At 59.6% G+C, this 21,048-nt stretch carries 14 protein-coding genes, 1 pseudogene and 1 CRISPR repeat array; of the genes and pseudogenes, 5 read left to right on the forward strand and 10 right to left on the reverse strand.

The window, feature by feature from the left end:
• The first annotated feature begins 157 nt into the window (after positions 1-157).
• A complete protein-coding gene (locus ACVWZJ_RS10630) occupies positions 158-607 on the forward strand; it encodes a tetratricopeptide repeat protein (protein ID WP_049749587.1) in 450 nt (149 codons plus the stop codon).
• Between the two features lie 60 nt (positions 608-667).
• On the opposite strand, the gene lipB is transcribed toward ACVWZJ_RS10630, so the two are convergent.
• Positions 668-1,456 (reverse strand): lipoyl(octanoyl) transferase LipB, encoded by a 789-nt coding sequence (lipB, locus tag ACVWZJ_RS10635; RefSeq protein ID WP_011433515.1) that lies wholly within the window; start codon positions 1,454-1,456, stop codon positions 668-670.
• A gap of 13 nt (positions 1,457-1,469) precedes the next feature.
• Entirely contained in the window at positions 1,470-1,790 is a 321-nt protein-coding gene (trxA, locus tag ACVWZJ_RS10640) for a thioredoxin (RefSeq protein WP_011433516.1), read from the reverse strand.
• Positions 1,791-2,016: 226 nt separating this feature from the next.
• Between trxA and ACVWZJ_RS10645 the strand changes: the two genes are divergently transcribed.
• Complete coding sequence (locus tag ACVWZJ_RS10645) at positions 2,017-3,276, forward strand: hypothetical protein (RefSeq protein WP_457396015.1); 1,260 nt, start codon at positions 2,017-2,019, stop codon at positions 3,274-3,276.
• Here the strand turns inward: ACVWZJ_RS10645 and ACVWZJ_RS10650 are convergent.
• The 4 genes from ACVWZJ_RS10650 to ACVWZJ_RS10665 form a co-directional block, all read right to left on the reverse strand.
• Complete coding sequence (locus ACVWZJ_RS10650; RefSeq protein ID WP_457396016.1) at positions 3,254-5,068, reverse strand: SulP family inorganic anion transporter; 1,815 nt, start codon at positions 5,066-5,068, stop codon at positions 3,254-3,256. The two genes, ACVWZJ_RS10645 and ACVWZJ_RS10650, sit on opposite strands and share 23 nt — an antisense overlap.
• The gene (locus ACVWZJ_RS10655; protein WP_457396018.1) at positions 5,065-5,646 is read right to left on the reverse strand and encodes a rhodanese-like domain-containing protein; all 582 of its coding nucleotides are present in this window, start codon (positions 5,644-5,646) and stop codon (positions 5,065-5,067) included. The genes ACVWZJ_RS10650 and ACVWZJ_RS10655 overlap by 4 nt, the downstream gene beginning before the upstream one ends.
• A gap of 56 nt (positions 5,647-5,702) precedes the next feature.
• Positions 5,703-6,170 (reverse strand): DUF29 domain-containing protein, encoded by a 468-nt coding sequence (locus ACVWZJ_RS10660; RefSeq protein ID WP_457396020.1) that lies wholly within the window; start codon positions 6,168-6,170, stop codon positions 5,703-5,705.
• A 131-nt stretch (positions 6,171-6,301) separates the two neighbouring features.
• A complete protein-coding gene (locus ACVWZJ_RS10665) occupies positions 6,302-7,018 on the reverse strand; it encodes an MBL fold metallo-hydrolase (protein ID WP_011433521.1) in 717 nt (238 codons plus the stop codon).
• Between the two features lie 134 nt (positions 7,019-7,152).
• On the opposite strand from ACVWZJ_RS10665, the gene ACVWZJ_RS10670 reads away from it, so the two are divergent.
• Positions 7,153-7,533, forward strand: a complete 381-nt coding sequence (locus tag ACVWZJ_RS10670) for an ArsR/SmtB family transcription factor (RefSeq protein WP_414424660.1) — start codon at positions 7,153-7,155, stop codon at positions 7,531-7,533.
• Positions 7,534-7,582: 49 nt separating this feature from the next.
• On the opposite strand, the gene ACVWZJ_RS10675 is transcribed toward ACVWZJ_RS10670, so the two are convergent.
• Both ACVWZJ_RS10675 and ACVWZJ_RS10680 read right to left on the reverse strand, forming a co-directional pair.
• Positions 7,583-8,530, reverse strand: coding sequence for a UDP-glucuronic acid decarboxylase family protein (locus ACVWZJ_RS10675; protein WP_457396023.1), 948 nt, complete (start codon positions 8,528-8,530; stop codon positions 7,583-7,585).
• Positions 8,531-8,554: 24 nt separating this feature from the next.
• The gene (locus tag ACVWZJ_RS10680; protein ID WP_414390658.1) at positions 8,555-9,961 is read right to left on the reverse strand and encodes a UDP-glucose dehydrogenase family protein; all 1,407 of its coding nucleotides are present in this window, start codon (positions 9,959-9,961) and stop codon (positions 8,555-8,557) included.
• A gap of 135 nt (positions 9,962-10,096) precedes the next feature.
• Between ACVWZJ_RS10680 and ACVWZJ_RS10685 the strand changes: the two genes are divergently transcribed.
• Positions 10,097-11,002: a cation diffusion facilitator family transporter gene (locus ACVWZJ_RS10685; protein ID WP_457396025.1), complete on the forward strand. Its 906-nt coding sequence runs from the start codon at positions 10,097-10,099 to the stop codon at positions 11,000-11,002.
• Positions 11,003-11,273: 271 nt separating this feature from the next.
• Positions 11,274-13,565: a CRISPR direct-repeat array (repeat unit 36 nt; unit sequence GTTCCCCCTTCGGGGGGATCCCTAGAAATTGGAAAC).
• Between the two features lie 80 nt (positions 13,566-13,645).
• On the opposite strand, the pseudogene ACVWZJ_RS10690 reads toward ACVWZJ_RS10685, so the two are convergent.
• Positions 13,646-14,680 (reverse strand): annotated as a pseudogene (locus ACVWZJ_RS10690) (metallophosphoesterase family protein); the annotation flags it as partial.
• A gap of 114 nt (positions 14,681-14,794) precedes the next feature.
• On the opposite strand from ACVWZJ_RS10690, the gene upp reads away from it, so the two are divergent.
• The gene (gene upp, locus ACVWZJ_RS10695; protein ID WP_414329961.1) at positions 14,795-15,430 is read left to right on the forward strand and encodes a uracil phosphoribosyltransferase; all 636 of its coding nucleotides are present in this window, start codon (positions 14,795-14,797) and stop codon (positions 15,428-15,430) included.
• Between the two features lie 72 nt (positions 15,431-15,502).
• Here the strand turns inward: upp and ACVWZJ_RS10700 are convergent, their stop codons facing one another.
• On the reverse strand, positions 15,503-20,902 hold the full coding sequence (locus tag ACVWZJ_RS10700; RefSeq protein WP_457396026.1) for a response regulator: 5,400 nt from the start codon (positions 20,900-20,902) through the stop codon (positions 15,503-15,505).
• Positions 20,903-21,048: the final 146 nt, after the last annotated feature.

Below are 21,048 nucleotides of genomic sequence, written 5' to 3' on the forward strand. Positions count from 1 at the left end.
CTCCGTCCCGCTAACGCGAATGGAAACAAACAGAATGCTATCGCTGCATAGTTGAACAGTGATGTTCAGCAGTGTTCAGCGTAAATGTATCAGGACGTCATTAGCGGTGCGGAGCACAATCAAGTGTCGATGGGGAAGGATAGCTCTGATAGGTTTCTTGGCAGCATTCCTCGCTCCTGCCCCTGCCATCTCTTTGCCTGCCTTCCCACCTCCTCCTGAGAAGACCTCGGCCCCAAACACCGCTTCCGAGTTCAACTGGCAGGGATCCCTCAAGTTGCTGCGGGGGGATCCCGTGGCTGCCCTGTCGGATCTGGATCGGGCGGTGCAGTTGGATCCCAGCTATGCGCCGGCCTATGTGAACCGCAGCTACGTCTACAACCAGTTGCGCCAGCCGGAAGAAGCTCTGGCCGATGCGGAGCGGGCCATTCAGTTGAATGCAGGGATCCCAGAAGCCTACTTTAGCCGCGGGGTGGCCTATCTTCAGTTGGGGGATCGAGAAGCGGCGATGGCCGACTTTCGCCAGGCGTTGGCTCTCTTCTCCAAGAGTGGCAACTTTGCCAACCAGGCCATCCTGCAGCAACTGCTGCGCCAGTTGGGGGTGGAGTAGCCGCCCTTGGATTAAACCTAGGGCCACCTCGAAGTTGGGTAACCTGTCTGGTCTTTCCCCTCACTTGCGCTTAGGCGTCTGAGCGGTTGATTCTCCCAGCAACTTGTCAGAAAGCCGAGGCTCTCCCAACCACTCGGCCAGGGAAACTGCCTGAGCCTGCAGCCCAAAGACCTGACAGAACGACTCCACCAGCACCGGAGCTACGGCAGCCATCGTTACCTCCGGACAAAAGTGCACCAGGGATCCCACCGGGCGATCAGGGATCCCACAGGGCACGATGGCCTCGAAGGCAGCTAGATCCGGGCAGACGTTGAGGGCAAAGCCGTGGTAGGTCACCCAGCGGGAGACCTTGATGCCGATGGCCGCCACTTTGCGGCCCTGCACCCAAACTCCTGTCAAGCCAGGGATCCGCTCCCCCTGTAGGCCGAAGTGGGCCAAGGTCTGGATGACCACCTCTTCTAGCTGGCGTAGGTACTCGTGGAGATCTGGGCGGTGGCGCTTTAGGTTCAGCATCGCATAGCCCACCCACTGCCCCGGCCCATGGTAGGTCACTTCGCCGCCGCGCTCCACCCGTAGGATTTCCGGCTCTTGTTCAGAAGGAGATTCCGGGTGGATAGCCGGGGATCCTATCGGCTGAGAAAGGCTCTTGAGAAACTTGGGATCGGCTCCTGCCCCCAAGGTGTAAACCGCAGGATGGGTGAGCAGCAGTAATCCGTCCGGCAACTGGGGATCCCGGATCATATGGGCCAGTCTTGCCTGCTGCCAAGCCCAGGCAGTGCGGTAGGGCACTTCACCCGGCAGGTGAACCTGCAGAAGCGGCAGTTGCACGGGGGATCCAGAAAAGTTCACCTAGCTTACAGGTTTAGTTAACCTGCGCCCGCAACCGCTCCAACAGGGCCCGCGGCTGCAACAGCCCCTCAATGCGGTCAATCGGCTTCCCATCTTTGAAGAGGATCAGCGTTGGCACCGCTTGAATGCCCCAGCGAGCAGCGATGGTTGGGTACTTTTCGGTGTCAACCTTCACAAAAGTAACCGCATCCCCCACCTGAGGTTTTACCTGCTCCAACACTTGCGCCATAACCTGACAAGGGCCGCACCAGGAAGCATAAAAATCCACCAGGATCGGGGTTTTGGATCCCTGAATCATGTCGGCAAAACTTTTGAATTGCTGTTTGTGCGCCATAGGAAACTCCCAGAGTGTTCTGAAAAGCCTGAAATGAAATCTATTTGTAAGCTAACTGTTTGAGACTAAAAATTAGGTAGGGATCCCGCTACGGCCTGCTTCGGTTTCCCGGTAGGATGGCTAGGGTTCAGGAGAAGAGCTAGAGCGTACCCGTAGTCTAGGGTGTTGTGGTGGACAAAGGGGCAGACTTTAGCAGGGTTTAAGGACTTGGAGGAGTGGGATCCCAATGGCAACAAGTAGCAGCATGGTGAATCGTGGCGTATTGGCCACAGTGCTGGCCGGGGTAGGACTCAGCCTATGGGGGGCTTGGCGTTGGCTGTGGGATCCCTGGGGCTGGGCTCAGGTAGTGGCCGGGTTGCTGCTGAGTTTGGGCAGCTTGCTCTACTGGCTCAAGACCCGCCCCGCTGACCAGCTGGTGGTGGAACCCAAGGGCTGGGGCATAGGCCGCCACACCCCCGAGCACTGGGTCATTCAAGCGGAGTTTGTGGCTCGCAACCTCAACCCCCTCTTTGAGGTCACCTTGGCCCAGGTGGAGCCGCGACTGCATTTGCTCAGCGCCGGATCCCTAGAAGGCATTGACACCCGCCTACGCCTGCGCTCTCGCCATCCGGATCTTCCCCCCCGGCAAGACAACTACTGGCAGGCTTATATCCTCACCCCCCAGAGCCAGACTGGCCTAGAAGTCGAGATCGAGCTGAAGGGGAAAGGGCTAGCGGATCTGCGCTCGGCCTGGCTCCAGCTGGACTACATTCAGTACGGGCGGCAGCGGCGCACCCTCAAGACCAGCCACCTCATCCTGCCGTTGCAAGAGGTGGATCCCTTGCCGGAGCTGAACTGGCAGCAGCAGGGATCCCTCCTTTGGGCCGCCGTTCCCACCCACCTACTGACCCCCAGCGATGACTTGGCCGAGGTGCTGCAGCGGTACGTGAGCCCTCACGTCCAGCCTGGGGATGTGGTGGCTATTTCCGAGAGTGCCGTGGCCATTGTGCAGGGCAACTTCCGCCATCCTCTCCAAGTCCAACCCGGCTGGCTCGCCCGCACCCTGTGCTACTTCTTCCCCTCCAAGACCAGTCTTTCAAGCTGCTACGGGATGCAGACTTTGATCGACTGCTCCGGGGCCTGGCGGGTGGTGTGGGCTTTTGTGGTGGGATCCCTGGCCAAACTGCTGGGGATCTCTGGGGTCTTTTATGCCCTGGCGGGGGAGCAGGCCGATCTCATCGACGACGTTACTGGCACTTTGCCTCCCTACGACCAGTTCATTGTGCTGGGGCCGCGGGATCCGGCCAAGTTGGTGGGGGATCTGCATCGGCAGACGGGCTACGAAGTGGCCATCGTGGATGCCAACGATCTGGGGCAGGTCAAGATCCTGGCAGCCAGCCCCGGCGTAGAGCGGGAGCTGGTGGAGCAAGCCCTGGGCAAGAACCCGGCCGGCAATGCCGCTGAACAAACCCCCCTTGTGCTGATCAGGAAGATGACACCTGACTGAGGCTCTGCTGGGATCCGAGGGCTTGCATCGCCTGGTGAGTGGAGAGGAAGAAGCGCTCAGCGCCCACTTTCTCCACAAACCCAGCCTTTTGGAGGCGATCCATTACCGGCCCCTTCACCTCGGCCATGGCAAAGCCCACCCCTGCTTGCCTTAGTCTTTCCACCAACTGGAGCAACACCTCCAGGGCGCTGCCGTCGATGAAGTTGATGGCGCTGGCAACGAGCAGCACCTGCTCCACTGTGGGTCGCGCCGCCACCTCTCGCAGCAGATACTCCTGCAAGTAGGCTGCGTTGGCAAAAAACAGGCTCTCGTCCACCCGCACTGCCAAGATACGGGGATCGGTAATCACCTCATGGCGCTGCACGTTGCGGTAGTGCTCCGTACCGGGCACCTGACCCACGATGGCAATGTGAGGACGGCTAGCCCGCCAAAGAAAGAGCAGGATGGAGACTAACACCCCTATTCCGATCCCCTGCTCCACTCCGATCCCCAGCACACTGGCAAAGGTTACCAACCAAACCAGGGCATCGCCACGGTCGTAGCGCCAGCTTTGCAGCAGGGGGTGAAAATCCACCAGGGCCAGCACCGCCACCAGAACAATGGCCGCCAGGGTGGTCTGGGGCAAGAAGGTGAACAGGGGCATCAGCCAGATGACCGTCAAAGCCACCAACAGGCCGGTGATTAGGGAGGCCAGGCCGCTGTTGGCTCCCGCTTGAAAGTTCACCACCGACCGGCTAATGCCGCCCGTTACCGGATAGCCGCCACTGCAGGCTGCTGCCAAGTTGGCTGCCCCCAAAGCCACTAGATCTTGGTTGGGATCCACCTTCTGCCGCCGCTGGCTGGCCAAGGACTGCCCCACGGCATAGCTCTCCGTGAAGCCCACCAAGCTAATGGCCAAGGCGGTGGGCAGAAGCGCTGTCCACTGTCCCCAGCTCAACGAGGGAAAGCCCAAGGGGGGCAACCCGGAAGGAATGGAGCCAACAACGGATACCCCTGCCCTCTCCGAGAGGTTTAGGCCCCAGACCAACAGGCTGGTCACGAGCACAGCCGCTAGCGGTGCCCCCTTGGTCAAAATCAAGGCCCAACCTGGAGGCACACCCCAACGCCGCAGTTGGTGGGGCAACTTTCGCTGAGCGTACACCAGCAGGGATACGGCCAGCAGCCCTAGGCCAAAGGTTGCCCAGTTCACCTTGTCCAGGCTTTGCCACAGCCGCTGCACCAACAGCAAGAAGGACTCCGTATTGGCGATCTTGACCCCCAGGAGGTGGCGGAGCTGGCTGAAGCCGATGATCAAGGCCGCCGCGCTGCCAAAGGCAGTCACCACCGTGTGGCTTAAGAAATTGGCCAAAAACCCCAGCCGCAACAACCCCATGGCCCCCTGGACCAGACCCACCTCCAAGGCCAGCCCCAAAGCCAACTGTCCATACTCCGGGCTGCCCGGCAAGGACTCCGTCCCGCTGACGCGACCGGCCAGCGGCTCTAACCCTGCCGCCACCAAGAGGGAGATGATGGCCACCGGCCCTACCGCCAAGGCGCGGCTGGATCCCAGTAGTCCATAGACGATCACCGGCAAAATACTGGCGTACAGGCCCACTTGGGGGGGCAACCCGGCCAACAGGGCATAGGCCATGCTCTGGGGCACCAACAGAATGGCCACCACAAGGCCGGCGATCAGATCTCCCGGCAAATCCGATCGCTGATAGTGGAAGACCCAAAGGGACTCCTTAGCAAAGGGCAGGTACCGCGCCAGGATCCCTTGCCCCGAAGAGGAAGCAGAAGGGATCCCGCTCATAGGGCCTGACCTCGGTTCCAGGGCATGCGGGCCAAAAGCAGCGCCAGACCACAGGTGTTGGTTACACCCGCAAACACCAGCCCAGCGCCCACAAAGCCACTCAGCAGCAGCCACCAGGGGTTGACAAAGGCCCCCAGAAGGGTTCCGGTGAGCACCAGGGATCCCGCCGCAATCTGCACCTGCCGCATGATGGAGATGGGCGCATTTTGGGTGCGGGTAACGGGCAGCTTGGCCGCTTTCCAAGCCTCGATCCCTCTCTTAAGGCTAATCACCTCCGGCCAACCGCGGTCTAGCAACTGACAACCGGCGCGGATGGAGCGGCTGCCCATGCGGCAGTGCAACACCACCGGCTTCTCTGGCGTGGAAGCAGGCACTTTGGCCGGGTCAAAGGTAGATAGGGGCATGTTGATGGCCCCCGGGATCCGCTCATCGGCATATTCTCCCGGCTCCCGCACATCAATGAGCTGGACTCGCCCCTGATCCAGCCACTGTTTTAAGGTCAGGGCATCGATCTCCTTGAGACGGGGATCCCGTTCTTGCGAAGCGGAAGGGATAGGGTTTTGTTGGGTTACGGTCATGGTTGTCTCCTTGCTTCTAGCGTTGTCTAAAATGCAAAATGCAGCGATTTTTGGGATTAATCCCCCTCCTCAAGCAAATGACTGGGCTCACCGGGGTAAAACCGGCTATCCAGGATTTGCTCTGAGGAATAAGGGCAGGCTTTGGGGAAAATCTTTCTGCGCAGCTTGGTCTCCTCCAGGGCCAGCTTCAGCGCTCCCAAGTAAGACTTGGAGATGGCCTCTGGCAAATAGGGCTTGAGACTTGGGCTTTCTTCAAGAAGCTCCAGAACTTCCTGCCGCTGCAGCTGGAGGGTGAGGAGCCAGCTTGCGGATCTCCCCTCTGGCTGGTACTCCCACTTGAGGAGATGCCCAACCAAAACTGCAAGTCGGTTTCGCAGTTCCTGCCGCTGTTGCCTGCCCAACGATTCAATCTCCTCGACTAAATTGGGCAGATCCAGCTTCTCCCAGGCCCGATCCCGCAGAAATTGAGCTTGTTGCTGGATCCAAGCGTAGAAATCGCTCTCATAGAGACTTTCTCGATCCACGCTCAAACTCTCCATTTCTGGCAAGCCAATTGAGAGAAGGTTACCCAGAGCAGCGGGCCCTCACCATCGGAGTTTCACATGGGCTCCCCAGCCGGCGGGGGCTTACCCTGCACCTCGCTGCCCAGAAGGAATTAAACCGCTGCTGCCACTTGGCCGCACTGCTCGTTGGCCGGCACCGCTTCCTGGATCTTCTTGGGCTGGGGCAGGTTGAGGCTGTTCATCAGGGCAATGAAGCTCTCACGGGAACGCAGGTTGCCCGTTTCCGGATCCACAAAGCGCGGGTTCCAGCGCTTCTCCTCGCCAATGGTGGAGACGGTGTGCCCGCGATAGTCGTGGCCGGGATAGACCAGCGTCTCATCGGGCAGCGTAAACAAGTGCTGGGTAACATGGTCGTACATCAGGCCGGGATCCCCGCTTTGGAAATCCGTGCGCCCACAGCCGCGGATCAGCAGGGCATCTCCGGTCAGGACGCGATCCCCATTCACGCGGTAGGTCATGTGGCTGTCGGTGTGGCCCAGGGTAGCGATGGCTTCAATGACGACGGATCCCACTTGCAGCGTTTCCCCATGACCGATGAAACGATCTGCACATTGAGCCTTGGCCTGTACTGGCACCACCCCTTGGCAACCGGTCAGTTCCCGCAGCTTCCCGGTTCCCGTGATGTGATCGGCGTGAACGTGGGTTTCCAGGCAGTACTTCAAGGTTAGACCCAATTCCCGAATCAACTTCAAATCCCGCTCCACCTGCTCCAGTACCGGATCCACCAGCGCGGCCTCGCGGGTTGCCGGATCCGCGATTAAATAGGTGTAGGTGCTTGTTTCTGCGTCGAACAGTTGGCGAAATAGCATAGTGCCCTCCTGTCTGGTATCGAAAGCCCGACGTGAACTTGGACTTTCTAGGAACACTATATAACTATCTAGTGTTAAAATTAAAATCAAGTTGACGAACGGCGCAAGCAGGTTTGTTGATTGGGGAAAAGCCGGTGAGCAGAGCGGATGTGAATGAGTGTCGCACGATCCTGACGCCGCAGGTTCTCGACAGCGTGGCAGAGTACTTCAAGGTTTTGGCGGAACCCAGCCGCCTGCAGATCCTGTGTCAGTTGCGCTCGGGGCCCAAGAACGTCACCCAAATCTTGGAAGCTACGGGTATGGGCCAGGCCAATGTTTCCAAGCACCTCAAGATCCTGACCCAGGCAGGGATCGTCAGCCGTCAGCCCAAGGGGGTGAGTGTTTATTACCAAATTGCGGATCCCATGTGCTTTGAGCTGTGCGAAGTGGTATGTCGGCAGTTGGTGAGTCGGCTACAACAGCAAGCCCGCCAACTGGAGCCGCTGGCAGCCATTCACCCAGGTCAATCGAGCTGAGGCGAAAATGGTTCTCAAACGGGTTGGGGTTGTCGGGAGCACCTGATGATTAGTCCAGCCCCAGCCGCTGACGAAAGTAAGGGATGGTCTGTTGCAGCCCAACTTGCAGCGGGATCCGAGGCTCCCAACCCAAGAGGGCGCGGGCTTTGCCAATATCCGGCTGCCGTTGTCTGGGATCGTCCGTCGGCAGAGGCCGGTAAACGATGGGAGAAGGGCTGCCGGTGAGGGCGAGCACCTGCTGGGCCAGCTCCAGGATCGTGAACTCCTCTGGGTTGCCCAAGTTAAAGGGTCCGGGGTAGGGGCTGTTCATCAGCCGGATCAAGCCTTCCACCAGGTCGGAGATGTAGCAAAAGCTGCGGGTCTGGGATCCATCCCCATAGACCGTCAGGGGATCCCCGCGCAGGGCCTGGACGATAAAGTTGCTCACCACGCGGCCATCGTCCTCCCGCATGGCGGGGCCGTAGGTGTTGAAGATGCGGGCCACCCGGATCTCCGTTTGGTATTGCCGCTGCCAGTCGAAGGTGAGGGTTTCCGCCAAGCGCTTGGATTCGTCGTAGCAGGCCCGCGGGCCGATGGGGTTGACGTGGCCCCAGTAGTCTTCCGGTTGGGGATGCACTTGGGGATCCCCGTACACTTCTGAGGTGGAGGCCAGCAGGAACCTAGCCCCTGTTTTCTGGGCCAGTTGCAGCAGGTGATAGGTGCCCCAGACGCTGGTGCGGATGGTGCGGATGGGATCCGCTTGGTAGTGGGGGGGGGAAGCGGGGCAGGCCAGGTGGTAGATCTGCTGGATCCCAGCCTCTGCCAAAGCGGGCGGCAAGGGATCCGCCACGTCGTGCCAGATGAGCTGAAAGGCGGGGTTGTCCAGATGGGCCTGGACATTCAGCTGCCGGCCTGTGGAGCCATTGTCCAGGCAAATGACCCAGTGGCCTTCTTGCAGAAGGCGGGTTACCAAGTGGGATCCGATAAATCCGAGGCCACCCGTAACCAGGATCTTCATGATTTCCCCTGATTTCCCCAGCACCTACCAGCCCACTCCAATGAGGGTTATGCCCGCCTGCCGCACCGCCTCCCGATCCAGACAGTTACGGCCATCGATGAGCAAGGGCCGCCGCATTAGCTCTGCAATCCGTCGGTAATCCAGCGACAAAAACTCCGGCCACTCCGTCACCAACACCAGGGCATCGCAGTCCTGGGCCAGCCGAAACACATCCGTTTCCACCACCACATGGGCTAGCCCCTCCCGCATCCCCGAGGCGGATACAATCGGATCATATGCCTTGACCTTGGCCCCCAGACGGTGGAGTTGTTCGATCAAAGTCAGGGAAGGGGCATCCCGCAGGTCGTCGGTGTGGGGTTTAAACGTGAGGCCCAAAAGGCCAACGGTTTTACCCTTGAGCACCTTGAGGGCCTGCTGCAGCTTTTCCACCAGGCGCTGCCGCTGTTCTCGGTTAACCTCCACCGTGGCCTGCAACAGCTTGGCCTCATAGCCATAGTCAGCAGCGGTTTGGATAAGAGCCGCCAGATCTTTGGGGAAGCAGCTTCCGCCCCACCCTATGCCGGCGTTGAGAAAGGCGCGGCCAATGCGCCTATCTAGGCCGATCCCTTCCGCCACCTGGGTTATGTCGGCACCGGTGCGCTCGCAGATGTTGGCCATTTCGTTGATAAAGCTAATCTTGGTGGCCAGGAAGGCGTTGGCGGCATACTTGATCATTTCGGCAGAAGCCAGGTCGGTCACCAGCAAAGGCACGGGATCCCCTTGCAGGCCCTGCTGGCGGTTGAGGATGGGTTCATACAGCTGCCGCATGATTTCAATGGCGCGGGGGCTGTTGGAGCCAATCACAATGCGATCCGGGTAGAAGGTATCTTGGATGGCACTGCCCTCCCGTAGGAACTCGGGGTTGCTCACCACGTCAAACTGCGGCGTCCAAGGCGAGAGCTCCAAGGTCAGGGATCTGGCCTCTGGATCTCTCCCCACTTCTCGGCTGCTCAGCCGCTGCTTGGCGGCTTCGGCGGCCCCGTCCAAAATGAGCATGCGCACCCAGTCCCCAGAGCCAATGGGCACAGTGGATTTGTTGACAATGACTCGATAGTGCTCGTCCAGATGCTGGCCAATTTCCCGCGCCACCGCTTCCACATAGCGCAGATCGGGATCCCCGCTGGGCAGGGCCGGGGTGCCCACGGCAATAAACACCACCTCGCTGGCCTGGATCCCAGAGCCCAGATCGGTGCTAAAGTGCAGCCGACCCGCCGCAGTTCCCTCCCGCACCAGCTCTTCCAGGCCGGGCTCGTAGATGGGCAGGCGACCCCGCTGCAGCCCTTCAATCTTGGCGGAGTTGTTGTCCACACAGATAACGCTATTTCCTAGGTGAGCCAGGCAAGCCCCTGTTACCAGGCCCACATAGCCAGCGCCTACCACAGCAACGTGCATACTCAGAGTTCGCTCCCCAATCGGCGGCCACTTGACTAAGCCTTAGCAGCTTGCTTTTAGGGTACCCTCCCTTACCCCTATTGAGGTCGGTGACAGAATAAAGCAGGATATCTGTGGATCCCCGCTCGAGCTGCAGTGAGCTTTCTGGATTCTGCTGCCATAGCCAGCCGCCGTCAGCGCCAAGTGCAGAGGGTGCTGTACGTCACGCTAGGGCTAAATGTCCTGGTGTTTCTGATCAAGTTAATCCTGGGGCTGACGACGGGATCCCTAAGCCTAATTGCCGATGCCCTGCACAGCTCCACCGACAGCGCCAGCAACATTTTGGGCTTGGTGGCCGTGCGCTTTTCTTCGCCAGAGCCCGATGACGACCATCCCTACGGCCATCGCAAGTTTGAAGCCATTGGAGCGCTGGGGATCGCCGCCTTTTTGGGGATGGCCAGCCTGGAGATCCTGCGCACAGCCGTGGAGCGGTTTTGGGAGCCCCAGCCCCACCTGCAGATCGATGAGCTGACCTTGGGGATGATGGTGGGCGTGCTGGGCATTAATGTCTTTGTCACCCTCTACGAGCACCGCTGGGGCAAAGCTCTGTCCAGCTCGCTGCTGTTGGCCGATGCGCGCCATACCCTCAGCGACGTTGGGGTAACGCTGACGGTGTTGCTGGGGTTGGCCGGCGTGCATTACTGGGGGATCCCTTGGCTGGATCAAGCCCTGGCTTTGCCGGTGGCGCTGCTGGTGCTCCGAAGCGGCTGGGAAGTGCTGCAGGAGAATCTTCCCTACCTCACCGACCGGGTGGCGATCCCCTCTGAGGCCCTGCGGGATCTGATCCTGAGCGTGCCAGGCGTGCTCGACTGCCATGACATCACTTCCCGCGGCATCCCCGGGGAAATGGTCTTTATCGAGATGCACCTGGTGGTGGAGCCGCAGGATATCGAGTCCGCCCACCGCCTCACTGAGGAAGTTGAACGCCTCTTGCAGGAGCGCTACGGGCCAGCGCGGATCCTCATCCACCTGGAGCCCCGCTCCCATATCGAACAACCCTAGCGAGAGCTTGCCACCTGCCAACAGATAGCCTAGCCAAACCTCAGGAATCCTGATGTTTCCAAAAGAACACCAAAACGGTATCAACGCCTCTGCGAGCGTCCCTCAAAATCTCGGAAAAGCCCATTCTTTCGTCGGATCCCTCGACGCCTTGTGCCACAAGGCTTTCCGGCCCCAAAACCCCCTCGCCGAAACTCTTTTTGCCCCCTTTTTTCCGGATCCCTCGCAAACGGGTCTTGCATCCCTTGCCCTGCTTGGCTTTAATAGGGGTGGAGTTCCCCCTTCGGGGGGATCCCTAGAAATTGGAAACACTCGCGCCCGCTACTGGAATGGCCAAAAATGGCTGCCACGTTCCCCCTTCGGGGGGATCCCTAGAAATTGGAAACTTCATACAGTGTACACCAAGCAGGGGATTAAATACCGTTCCCCCTTCGGGGGGATCCCTAGAAATTGGAAACACCTGATAATCATCGGTCAACGTAATATTAAGGCAGCCAAGTTCCCCCTTCGGGGGGATCCCTAGAAATTGGAAACTTGAATAGTACCACACTTCTCTCACACCCAGTATCCTGTTCCCCCTTCGGGGGGATCCCTAGAAATTGGAAACAAGAGGAGGTTTACTGGGTCCCCGTCGAAGTCCCCGCCCATGTTCCCCCTTCGGGGGGATCCCTAGAAATTGGAAACAGGCTCCGGTTTCTAGGTGCCGGAAGACTGTAACCTGATATACCGAGTTCCCCCTTCGGGGGGATCCCTAGAAATTGGAAACGGTAATTTTGACCATTGGGGTGCTCCCATCGACTACAGTTCCCCCTTCGGGGGGATCCCTAGAAATTGGAAACATGAGAGGTCGAGGGGGTTTGGTTGGAGGACCTCAGCTAGAGGGTTCCCCCTTCGGGGGGATCCCTAGAAATTGGAAACATCACCTCGCCACTGGCCGTTCCTTCCTCTTTGATAAGGGTTCCCCCTTCGGGGGGATCCCTAGAAATTGGAAACTTTCGGATACCCAAAGTGTACAAGATCTCGTTGGCCTCAGTTCCCCCTTCGGGGGGATCCCTAGAAATTGGAAACCTCAAGGGCGGCTTTATAGCCGTTTCTTTCTACATCCGTTCCCCCTTCGGGGGGATCCCTAGAAATTGGAAACAGCCAGCTCTTAGCCAACTGAATTTGTTTGTCATTGAGTTGTTCCCCCTTCGGGGGGATCCCTAGAAATTGGAAACCATTGCACAAAGCCCCCGGCGGAGAAGATTTGCATCGCGTTCCCCCTTCGGGGGGATCCCTAGAAATTGGAAACTAGATTAGCTGGACCATCCGGAGAGCTTCCCGGATGGTGTTCCCCCTTCGGGGGGATCCCTAGAAATTGGAAACTCGTCAAGTTAAACCTATCTGGTCACGCTAACGCAGAGCGTTCCCCCTTCGGGGGGATCCCTAGAAATTGGAAACAGGGTGGATTAGGATACCACTTCCCTGCAGAATGAATGTTCCCCCTTCGGGGGGATCCCTAGAAATTGGAAACACTTTAGAAATCATAGTACCCTCCAGGGTAGAGTCTTGTTCCCCCTTCGGGGGGATCCCTAGAAATTGGAAACAACTCTTGTTGGTAGGGTATGTGCGAGACGTGCACTCGACGTTCCCCCTTCGGGGGGATCCCTAGAAATTGGAAACTTCTGGTGATGCCTTGGGGACACTCCAGAGTTAGACTGGTTCCCCCTTCGGGGGGATCCCTAGAAATTGGAAACTGCGGTTAACGCCTTAGACTTACGGACTACGTTCTGGCGTGTTCCCCCTTCGGGGGGATCCCTAGAAATTGGAAACTCACTGGTTCCATAACTACCTCCCTTTATTGGGATGAAGTTCCCCCTTCGGGGGGATCCCTAGAAATTGGAAACTTGATTTAGGTGTTACAGGCACGGCACCCACAGGGGTGGTTCCCCCTTCGGGGGGATCCCTAGAAATTGGAAACCCAGCTCAGGGCACAACGGGCGGTGACGGAGGAGGAGGGGGAACGTTCCCCCTTCGGGGGGATCCCTAGAAATTGGAAACCTGCTAGCCACATCGAGAAGGTCAGCTACTGCCCCGAAGTTCCCCCTTCGGGGGGATCCCTAGAAATTGGAAACAATTTATTCAAGCGCACAGGCTATCGCCCAGTGTGGGTTCCCCCTTCGGGGGGATCCCTAGAAATTGGAAACTACACTCGTAGGCCGCTTTGGCCATGTCGAGCGCTTCGTGTTCCCCCTTCGGGGGGATCCCTAGAAATTGGAAACCGGGGTAGCCCGCATTACACAGCCCACCTCCCCGCAGGGTTCCCCCTTCGGGGGGATCCCTAGAAATTGGAAACGACTTTAGGCTGGTGGCCATACGGCCGCGGCCCTACGAAAAGTTCCCCCTTCGGGGGGATCCCTAGAAATTGGAAACTTGATGAGATTGAGCAGTTAGTTGAGGTTAGGCTAACTGCTCAAGTTCCCCCTTCGGGGGGATCCCTAGAAATTGGAAACTTGCCAGTACGCTCCAAACACCGGCTCAGGATGGGGATGTTCCCCCTTCGGGGGGATCCCTAGAAATTGGAAAAGAATTGGAAAAGAAATTGGAAAAGAAATTGGAAGCGAACTGAAGCTGGGCCTGGTTATCAGGCGGGCAGCGAAAACAACGGCTGAAACGCTCCAGAAATCGGCCTGCTGGCTGGGGAAAGTCTGGGAAAGTGAGGTCTGGATCCCCGGCAGCCACCGCTGCCCAAAAGTAGCGCAATCGTGGGGCCAAGGCTTGTGCCTGTTCCAGAGGCAGATTCAGCGGCGCAGAAGTTAAAAACTTAACCACCGCTGGTTCACTGCGCTGGGCCATCCATTCTCGCGAGAACGCCTGCAAATCGGGCCAATCCGGCAGGGATCCCACCCGGTAGCTCTGGATATGGACTTGGATTCCGGTCTCTCGATCCGACCGGATCTCGACAAGGCGGTAGGGGTGGGGAAAGCTGACCAAAGAGCCGGTGGTAATGTCGTAAACCCCCCCTCGTCGGGCGATGTGCTGGATGTGCAGATGTCCGGTGAACACCAGTTGCACCCCATAAGCTTGCAGCAGCCGCCGCAACTGAGAGGCATTCTCCAGCATGTAGCGACGCCCCCAGGGATGGAGAGACTGGCCGCGCAGATGCTCGACCACATTATGGTGCACCATCAGCAGCACCAGCTCTTCCTCGGCTGCCGCCAATTCTTTCTCCAGCCAGGTCAGTTGTTCTGGGGTTAGACACCCCACCAATTGACCCTGAGCATCAAAATGGTTGGAATTGAGGCCGATCAAACGGATCCCTGGCCGCAACAGCCGACTGTAATCCAAAGACTGCCCGTCCTCATAGCCAAAAGCTTGGTAGTAGCGGGGAAAATCAGCCAAACCGATGGAGCGCCCGTTGGCCTTGGGCTGGGGCACATCGTGGTTGCCGGGCACCACAAAAGCCGGAAAGGGCAGCCGAGCCAGCCGCTCCGCCAGCCACGCATGGTTTTCCGGCTCCCCATGCTGGGTCAGATCCCCCGGCAACAGCAGAAAATCCAAAGGCAACTGCACCAGATGCTGCAAAACCTGTTCCAGAGCCGGAATGCTCACCTCTACCAAGTGAAACCGGCTGGGGTGATCCCAAAGGGTAGAAGGAAGGGTGACGTGGGGATCGCTCACCACAGCAAAGCGGATCTGCACGGATTACTCCCCTTGACAACAGCAAGCAGATAGAGCCTTCGGCCCACCGGGGGGACAAGCGCTTCTGCTATTCTGGCATCCATCACGGGATCCCGATTATTTCAGGAGCACAGCATGGTGGCCCAGGTGATTACCATCGATCACCCTCTGGTGCAGCACAAGCTCAGCCTCATGCGCCGTGTTGAAACTACAACCGCCGACTTCCGAGCGCTGATGCGGGAGATCAGCCTCTTGATGGCCTACGAGGTGACCCGCGATCTGCCCCTCAAGCTACAGCCCATTCAAACCCCGATGGCCCCAATGTTGGCGCCGATGTTGGCGGCAGAGAAAAAGTTGGTGCTTGTCTCCATCCTGCGGGCCGGCCAAGGGCTCCTCGACGGCATGCTGGAGCTGATCCCATCAGCACGGGTGGGGCATATCGGCCTATATCGGGATCCCCATACCCTGATCCCCATCGAGTACTACTTCAAGGTGCCCACCGATATCGAAGATCGTGAGGTGCTGGTGGTGGATCCGATGTTGGCCACCGGCCATTCGGCAGCAGCGGCTGTAGCGCGCCTACGCCAAACCCGACCCCAGTCGATCCGCTTCATCTGCCTGGTGGCCGCCCCAGAAGGGATCCGGTATTTCCACGAACAGAACCCAGATGTGCCAATCTATACCGCTGCTGTAGACGATGGCCTAGACGAGCACGGCTACATCCTCCCCGGCCTAGGAGATGCAGGGGATCGCCTGTTCGGCACCCGCTGATGGGAGAGTGCCATGCCTACAGCACCCTATGTTGCTGCGCCACACTGAACGGGAACTGCACCGCTGTCGCGATTAGGAAGTTGGGTTGGGCGCCAACAACTGTTCCCCCCTCAACATGCGGGCAGCAGCGCTGAGCAGCTCCTCTTCCAGATAGGGCTTGGTGAAGTAGGCAGTTGCTCCCAGCTCCCGTGCTGTTTGCCGGTGCCGTTCTGCCCCCCGCGAGGTGAGCATGGCAACCGGGAGATGCTTGAAGTTGCTGTCTTCCCGCAGGCGGGTGAGCAGTTCTAGGCCGTCCATCCGCGGCATCTCGATGTCGCAGAAGATGAGGTCGCAGGGCAGGCCGCCGCGCAGCTTTTCCCAGGCATCCTGGCCATCCCGCGCCTGTTCCACCCGGTAGCCCACCTTCTGGAAAGACATCGAGAGCAGCTCCCGAACGGTGATCGAGTCGTCCACGATCAGCACCGTGGTCTGACGCACCTCTTCCGGGGTCGGCTCCTCATCCCGGTGATCCAGCCAGAAGCGGTTGAGATCCCGACGGCGACCGTGGGCTATGTCCACCAGCTCGATGATGTCGGCAATCGGCAGCACCCGCCCGTTCCCCAACACCGTTGCCCCAGAAATGCCCGGCGGCTTGGGCACAGGCCCGCGCAGTTGCTTGATCACGATTTCCTGCTCTTCCACGAAGCTGTCCACCTGCAGGGCAACATACTGGCCGGCACTTTGCAGGATGACAATGGGAATGATGCCCTCATCCTGAGTGATGCTGTACACCTCAGAACGGCTGCGGCTGTGGCTGCGGCTGTAGGCCAGCAGATTCGAGAGGGGCTGGAAGGGAAGGCGCTGATCCCGCCAGAGAATCGAGGGCCGCCCCTGCTCATCCGGCTGAACTTCGTCGGCAGGAACATCCAGCATCTCCTCCACGCCATCCAGGGGGAAGGCGATCAGGGCTTTGTCGCTGACACACACCATGGCCTTGGAGATGCTCAGGGTGAGGGGGAGGCGGATGGTGAAGGTGGTTCCTTTGCCCCGCACAGAATCCACTTGGATACTGCCGCGCAGATCGGTGATGTTGCGGCGCACCACATCCAAGCCAACCCCCCGCCCGGCCAGATCGTCCACCTCGCTGGCCTCGCGAACGCTGAAGCCGGGGTGGAAGAGAACGTTGAACACTTCGTCTTCGTCGGCTTGCTCCGACAGCAGCCCCAGCCTTTGGGCCTTGGCCTTGACCTTCTCCACCGGGATCCCGGCGCCATCGTCCGAGACGATGATGATGGTTTGGTTGCCCTGATAGAAGGCCTTGACGGTGATCTTGCCCTCAGGGGGCTTGCCCGCCCGCCGCCGCTCCTCAGGGGTCTCGATCCCGTGTACCAGGGCGTTGTTCACCAAGTGGGTCATGGGGTCATAGAGCTCCTCCAGGATGGCCTTGTCGATGAGCGTGTCACGGCCTTCCACCACCAGGCTGGCCTGCTTGCCCGTTTTGATGGAGAGATCCCGAATGGCGCGGGGCAACCGATCGGCAACTTGCGAGAAGGGCACCATGCGCGCCCGGTTCAGGCCCTCTTGCAGTTGGGTGGTTACCTGCCGGAATTGGCGGGTGATCTGCTCGGCCTCATCCACGGCAAACTCGATGTCGGAGGAGGACTCGCGCACCCGCACGATGAGCTCAATGATCTCCTGGGCCAGAGCGTGGAAGGCCGTAAACTGATCCATCTCCAGCTTGTCGAACTCTTGGCCGGAGGAATGACTCCGCCTTCCTCGGCTGGACCCCTCCCCATTTCGACCGAAGCCCACCGTTACCGTGCCGCCATAGGCTGAGCTGCTGCGGCTGGAGAACAAAGCCGATTCCAGCAAGGAGCGGTCATACTGATCCCGCATGCGCTGGCCCAGATCCCCTAGCTGTTGCACACGGCCCAACAGGCCATCCAGAAACTGGCGCAGACGGGTTTGGTTTTGCTCCATGCTGTTGCGGATGACCACCAACTCTCCCACCAGGTTGTTGATGGAGTCGAGGTGGCGCACCTCCACCCGCATCACAGGGTTGCTGAGGGCAGCAGTTCGCCGTGAAGTCGGCCCAGTTGCCGCCGGAGCGGGAGCAGCAACAGATGGTGAAGGTGTAGGAGCAGCGGCAGGTGCTTGGGCAGGAACCTCGAGATCGCCCAGGAGCGATTCCAGCTGGGCTGCAAAGTCGTCAGCAGCCTCGCCGCTCGCGGCTGCAGGGGATCCCACAAGGGGGGCGATAGCCTTTTCTAGCTCAGGGGTTACCGCCGGCTCGGCAGCGTCGAAGAGGGCGGCCAAATCGTCCAAACGGGGAGCCGGAGCAGCTTCCAGCGCCTCTTCCTCTGGGGTCTCGGCCTCGCCAACAGGAACGGCTAAGGATTCATCCTCTGCAAACAGGCTGGCCAACTGGCTTTCCAGATCGTCCTCCGCAGGCTGGAGGGCATTTTCTTCCTCCAGTGCGGCAACCGGCGGCTCTGGCTCAGACACGGGCACTTCCGCCAGGCTGCTCGCTTGCAAAGCTTCTGTGTCCTCCAGGAAGGTGGCAAGATCCAAGGGGGGTTCTTCTTGGGGCGCTTCCCCTTCTGCAAAGAACTGGCTCAACTCATCCAGATCCACCTGGCTGTCGCTATCCATGGCCGAGAGGGATCCCCTGGCCCCCAGGCTCAGTTCTTCTGGGTCGGATTCCTGGGTGAATAGGGCATCGAGACGGTCGAAGGAGAGCTCGGGGGAAGGGGCGACTGCCTCCTCAGCCGTGGGTTGCAGGTCTGCGAAAGACTCCTCCTGGACCGGGAACAGATCCTCCAGAAGCGCCCACTCCTGGGCTTCTGCTGTGTCCCCGGCTGCTGATTGGGTCAGGGGGATGGAGTCCCCATCGGACGCCTCCTCGAGGGTCTCGCCGGCGAAGAGATCCCCTAGGCTCAGCTCGGCTCCGAAGTCTGGAATTGGCGATTCCCTCGGCTCATTGGCCATGTCGGGTAGAGAGGCAAGCTCGTCCAACGTGGGGAAGGGTTCGCCAACAGCGAGATCCCCAAGCTGCTCAGCCTCGGCAATGTCCAAAGAAAATACGGAAGGTTCACTTGCTTCCGGCATCGACCAAGCCGGATCGGCTTCTGCCGCAGGGGTGGAAAAAAAGCTCTCCAGGCTGTCTTCGGCAGTATCGAAGGCAGCAGAGCCGGCGAACTCTGAGGATCCCACCTCGTCGGATCCCGACTCTGCCAGATAATCTGCTGGGATGGAAAAATCCTCCGGCTGGATATCCGCGGAAAATTCAGCCCAGAGATCTGCTGCGATTTCCCCATCCTCAAGGGCTTCCTGAAGGGGTGGGGACGGTTCAGCCGCCCAAGGATCGGCCTCCGGCTCACCAGCGGGAACGGCCTCCAAGTCCGGAAGCTGAGACCCTTCCTGCCGGAAAGCACTCTCTACGGGAAGTTCCTCCAGCTCAAATAGGGCCTCTACCCCGGCACTTGCGGCTTCGTCTGGGACAAAGCCGGATCCCTCGCCCATTTCCGCAGCAACGCTCTGGGCAGTCGGCTCCTGTTCAGCATCCCAGGCAGGCTCAGCAGAGACAAACCCCTCTGCCCCTTCACCCACCACTTCGGCAAACAGCTCCGCCAGATCGGCCTCAGCTCTCTCCTCATCCAACCTTGGGCTCAGATCCTCAAAGGTCTGCAAGAGGGGCTCAGGAGAGGAGGGGATCAGCTCCGTTGGGAACTCTTCGATATCGGATAGCGCTTCTGCGTTGGCAAACAGCTCGTCAAAGGCTGAGGTGGCTTCTTCCTCCAGATCCAAGGGAGTGGCATAGAGCTCCGCTCCGCTAACGCGACCGAAGTCGTCCGCAACAGAGGCCAAGTCAGCTCCCTGCCCGTCCTCTTCTGGGCTTTCTGCCGGCACGGCAGCTGTCCTCCAGTCTTCCTCCCAAGCCGCTTCGGCTCGGATCCCTGGCCAACTCAGATCCAGATCCCCCTCTTCCGCGGGAGCAGATCGGTGCTCTGAATCTGTTCCCGCCAGCGGGACGGAGTCCTCAGCAGTGCCCACTTCCCATAGGGATGAGGGCTGTTCCGCCGCCAGATCTCCGCTTGCCTCTGCGCTCTCCTGCTCCGGCGACAGGGCAGCTCCGGGCTCATCCTCTTGAAAGGATGTCTCGGCGAGGGCTACCGCTTCCCAGCTCAGATCGGGGGTAGCGCCTTCCTCCGCAGGGATCCCAGCAGCCACAGCCCAATCCTCCGAGGCACCCTCCTCGGGTTGGGGGAACAGCGGCTCTGCCTCAGACTCCCAAGCCAGACCAAGCTCGAAGGGCTCAGGGACTTCTGGCTCTTCAGGGGCTGCCGGAACAGGGCGGAAAGCCAGCAGCTCAGCCGAGGGCTGAATGGTGTTTGCCGCTCCATTGGCCAGAGCCTGGTGGGCTTGCTTCAGATCTCGCAGCACCGGCAGGGCCAACTGCCGCAAATCCTGGCTGGGATCCGCCAAAATCTCGCCCACCAAGCGGGTCAAGTCTGTCCAGCCTCCCAGTTCCAGAGCCGAAGATTGCCCCAAATCCTGCAAAGATTGGGCCAGAGCTTGCAGAGCCGGTCGAGTGGCCGGGTCGTCAGGACGTTTGAACAGCTCCAGCATCTGGCGCAGCAGGGCCGGGATCTGCTGATGCACCACCACCTCAAGGGGATCCGGCGGGGCAGGAGGGGCGGCAGGGCGAGCCAATTGTTGCAGTTCTGAAGAAGGGGCAACCTGTTCGGCCTTGCCGTCTAGGATGAGCTGCTGTCCCTGCTTCAAATCCCGCAAGGCAACCAAAGCCAAAGTTCGCAGGTCGGCATCGGGGTTGCCCAGGGCTTGCTCGAAGGTTTCCGTCAACTGTTGCCAGCCCGCCAGATGATGGACTTGCCCGATCTCCTTGAGAACGGCGTTCGCCGCCACCAAACGCTCTCGGACATCTGCCTGATCCCGTTGTTTAAACAGCTCCAGCATCTGGCGCAACTGCTGCGGCACCACCTCCGCCATGTCCTGCTGCAGGGTGCGAACCGCCGGCGGCGAGACGGGAGCTGAGACAGGGCCCTCGCCGAGAAGATTTTGAATGTGCCTTTCGGTCTCTTGAAAAACCGGCTCCAGTTCCGCCAGGGTGGTGTTGCTGACTTCCTGGGTGAGGCCGCGGGGGCTCTGCAGCTCCTCCAACAACATCGAAAGCCCATCAAAGGCCCGCAGCAGCAGGGTTTCCAGGTGCTGATCGACGGGCACTCCGCCTGGGCGAGAGCGAAAGATGTTGAAAAAATCTTCCATGCGGTGGGCCGTCCGTTGGATGCTGGTGAGGCCCAGCATGGCAGCTCCCCCCTTGATGGAGTGAGCAGCTCGGAACAGCTCGTTGATCAGCTCGGGATCGCTCATGCTGTCCCGCAGGCTGAGGAGCACTTGTTCAATCGTTGCCAAGTGGTCGCGGGCTTCTTCGATGAAATAACTGAGGATCCGCTTCTGTGCTTCTTCATTCATGGCAGGAGGCCCTTCCTACAGCCCACAAGTTTTCATTCAGTAATAACAGACCGGACAGGGTGAGGCTCGCCTGGGCGAAAAGTCCGGCCAACAGTTGCAACAGGGGGATCCCACTGCCATTGAAGAGCGGGGACTTCTCCTTCATG

This window comes from Thermostichus sp. OS-CIW-29 (genome assembly GCF_054058195.1).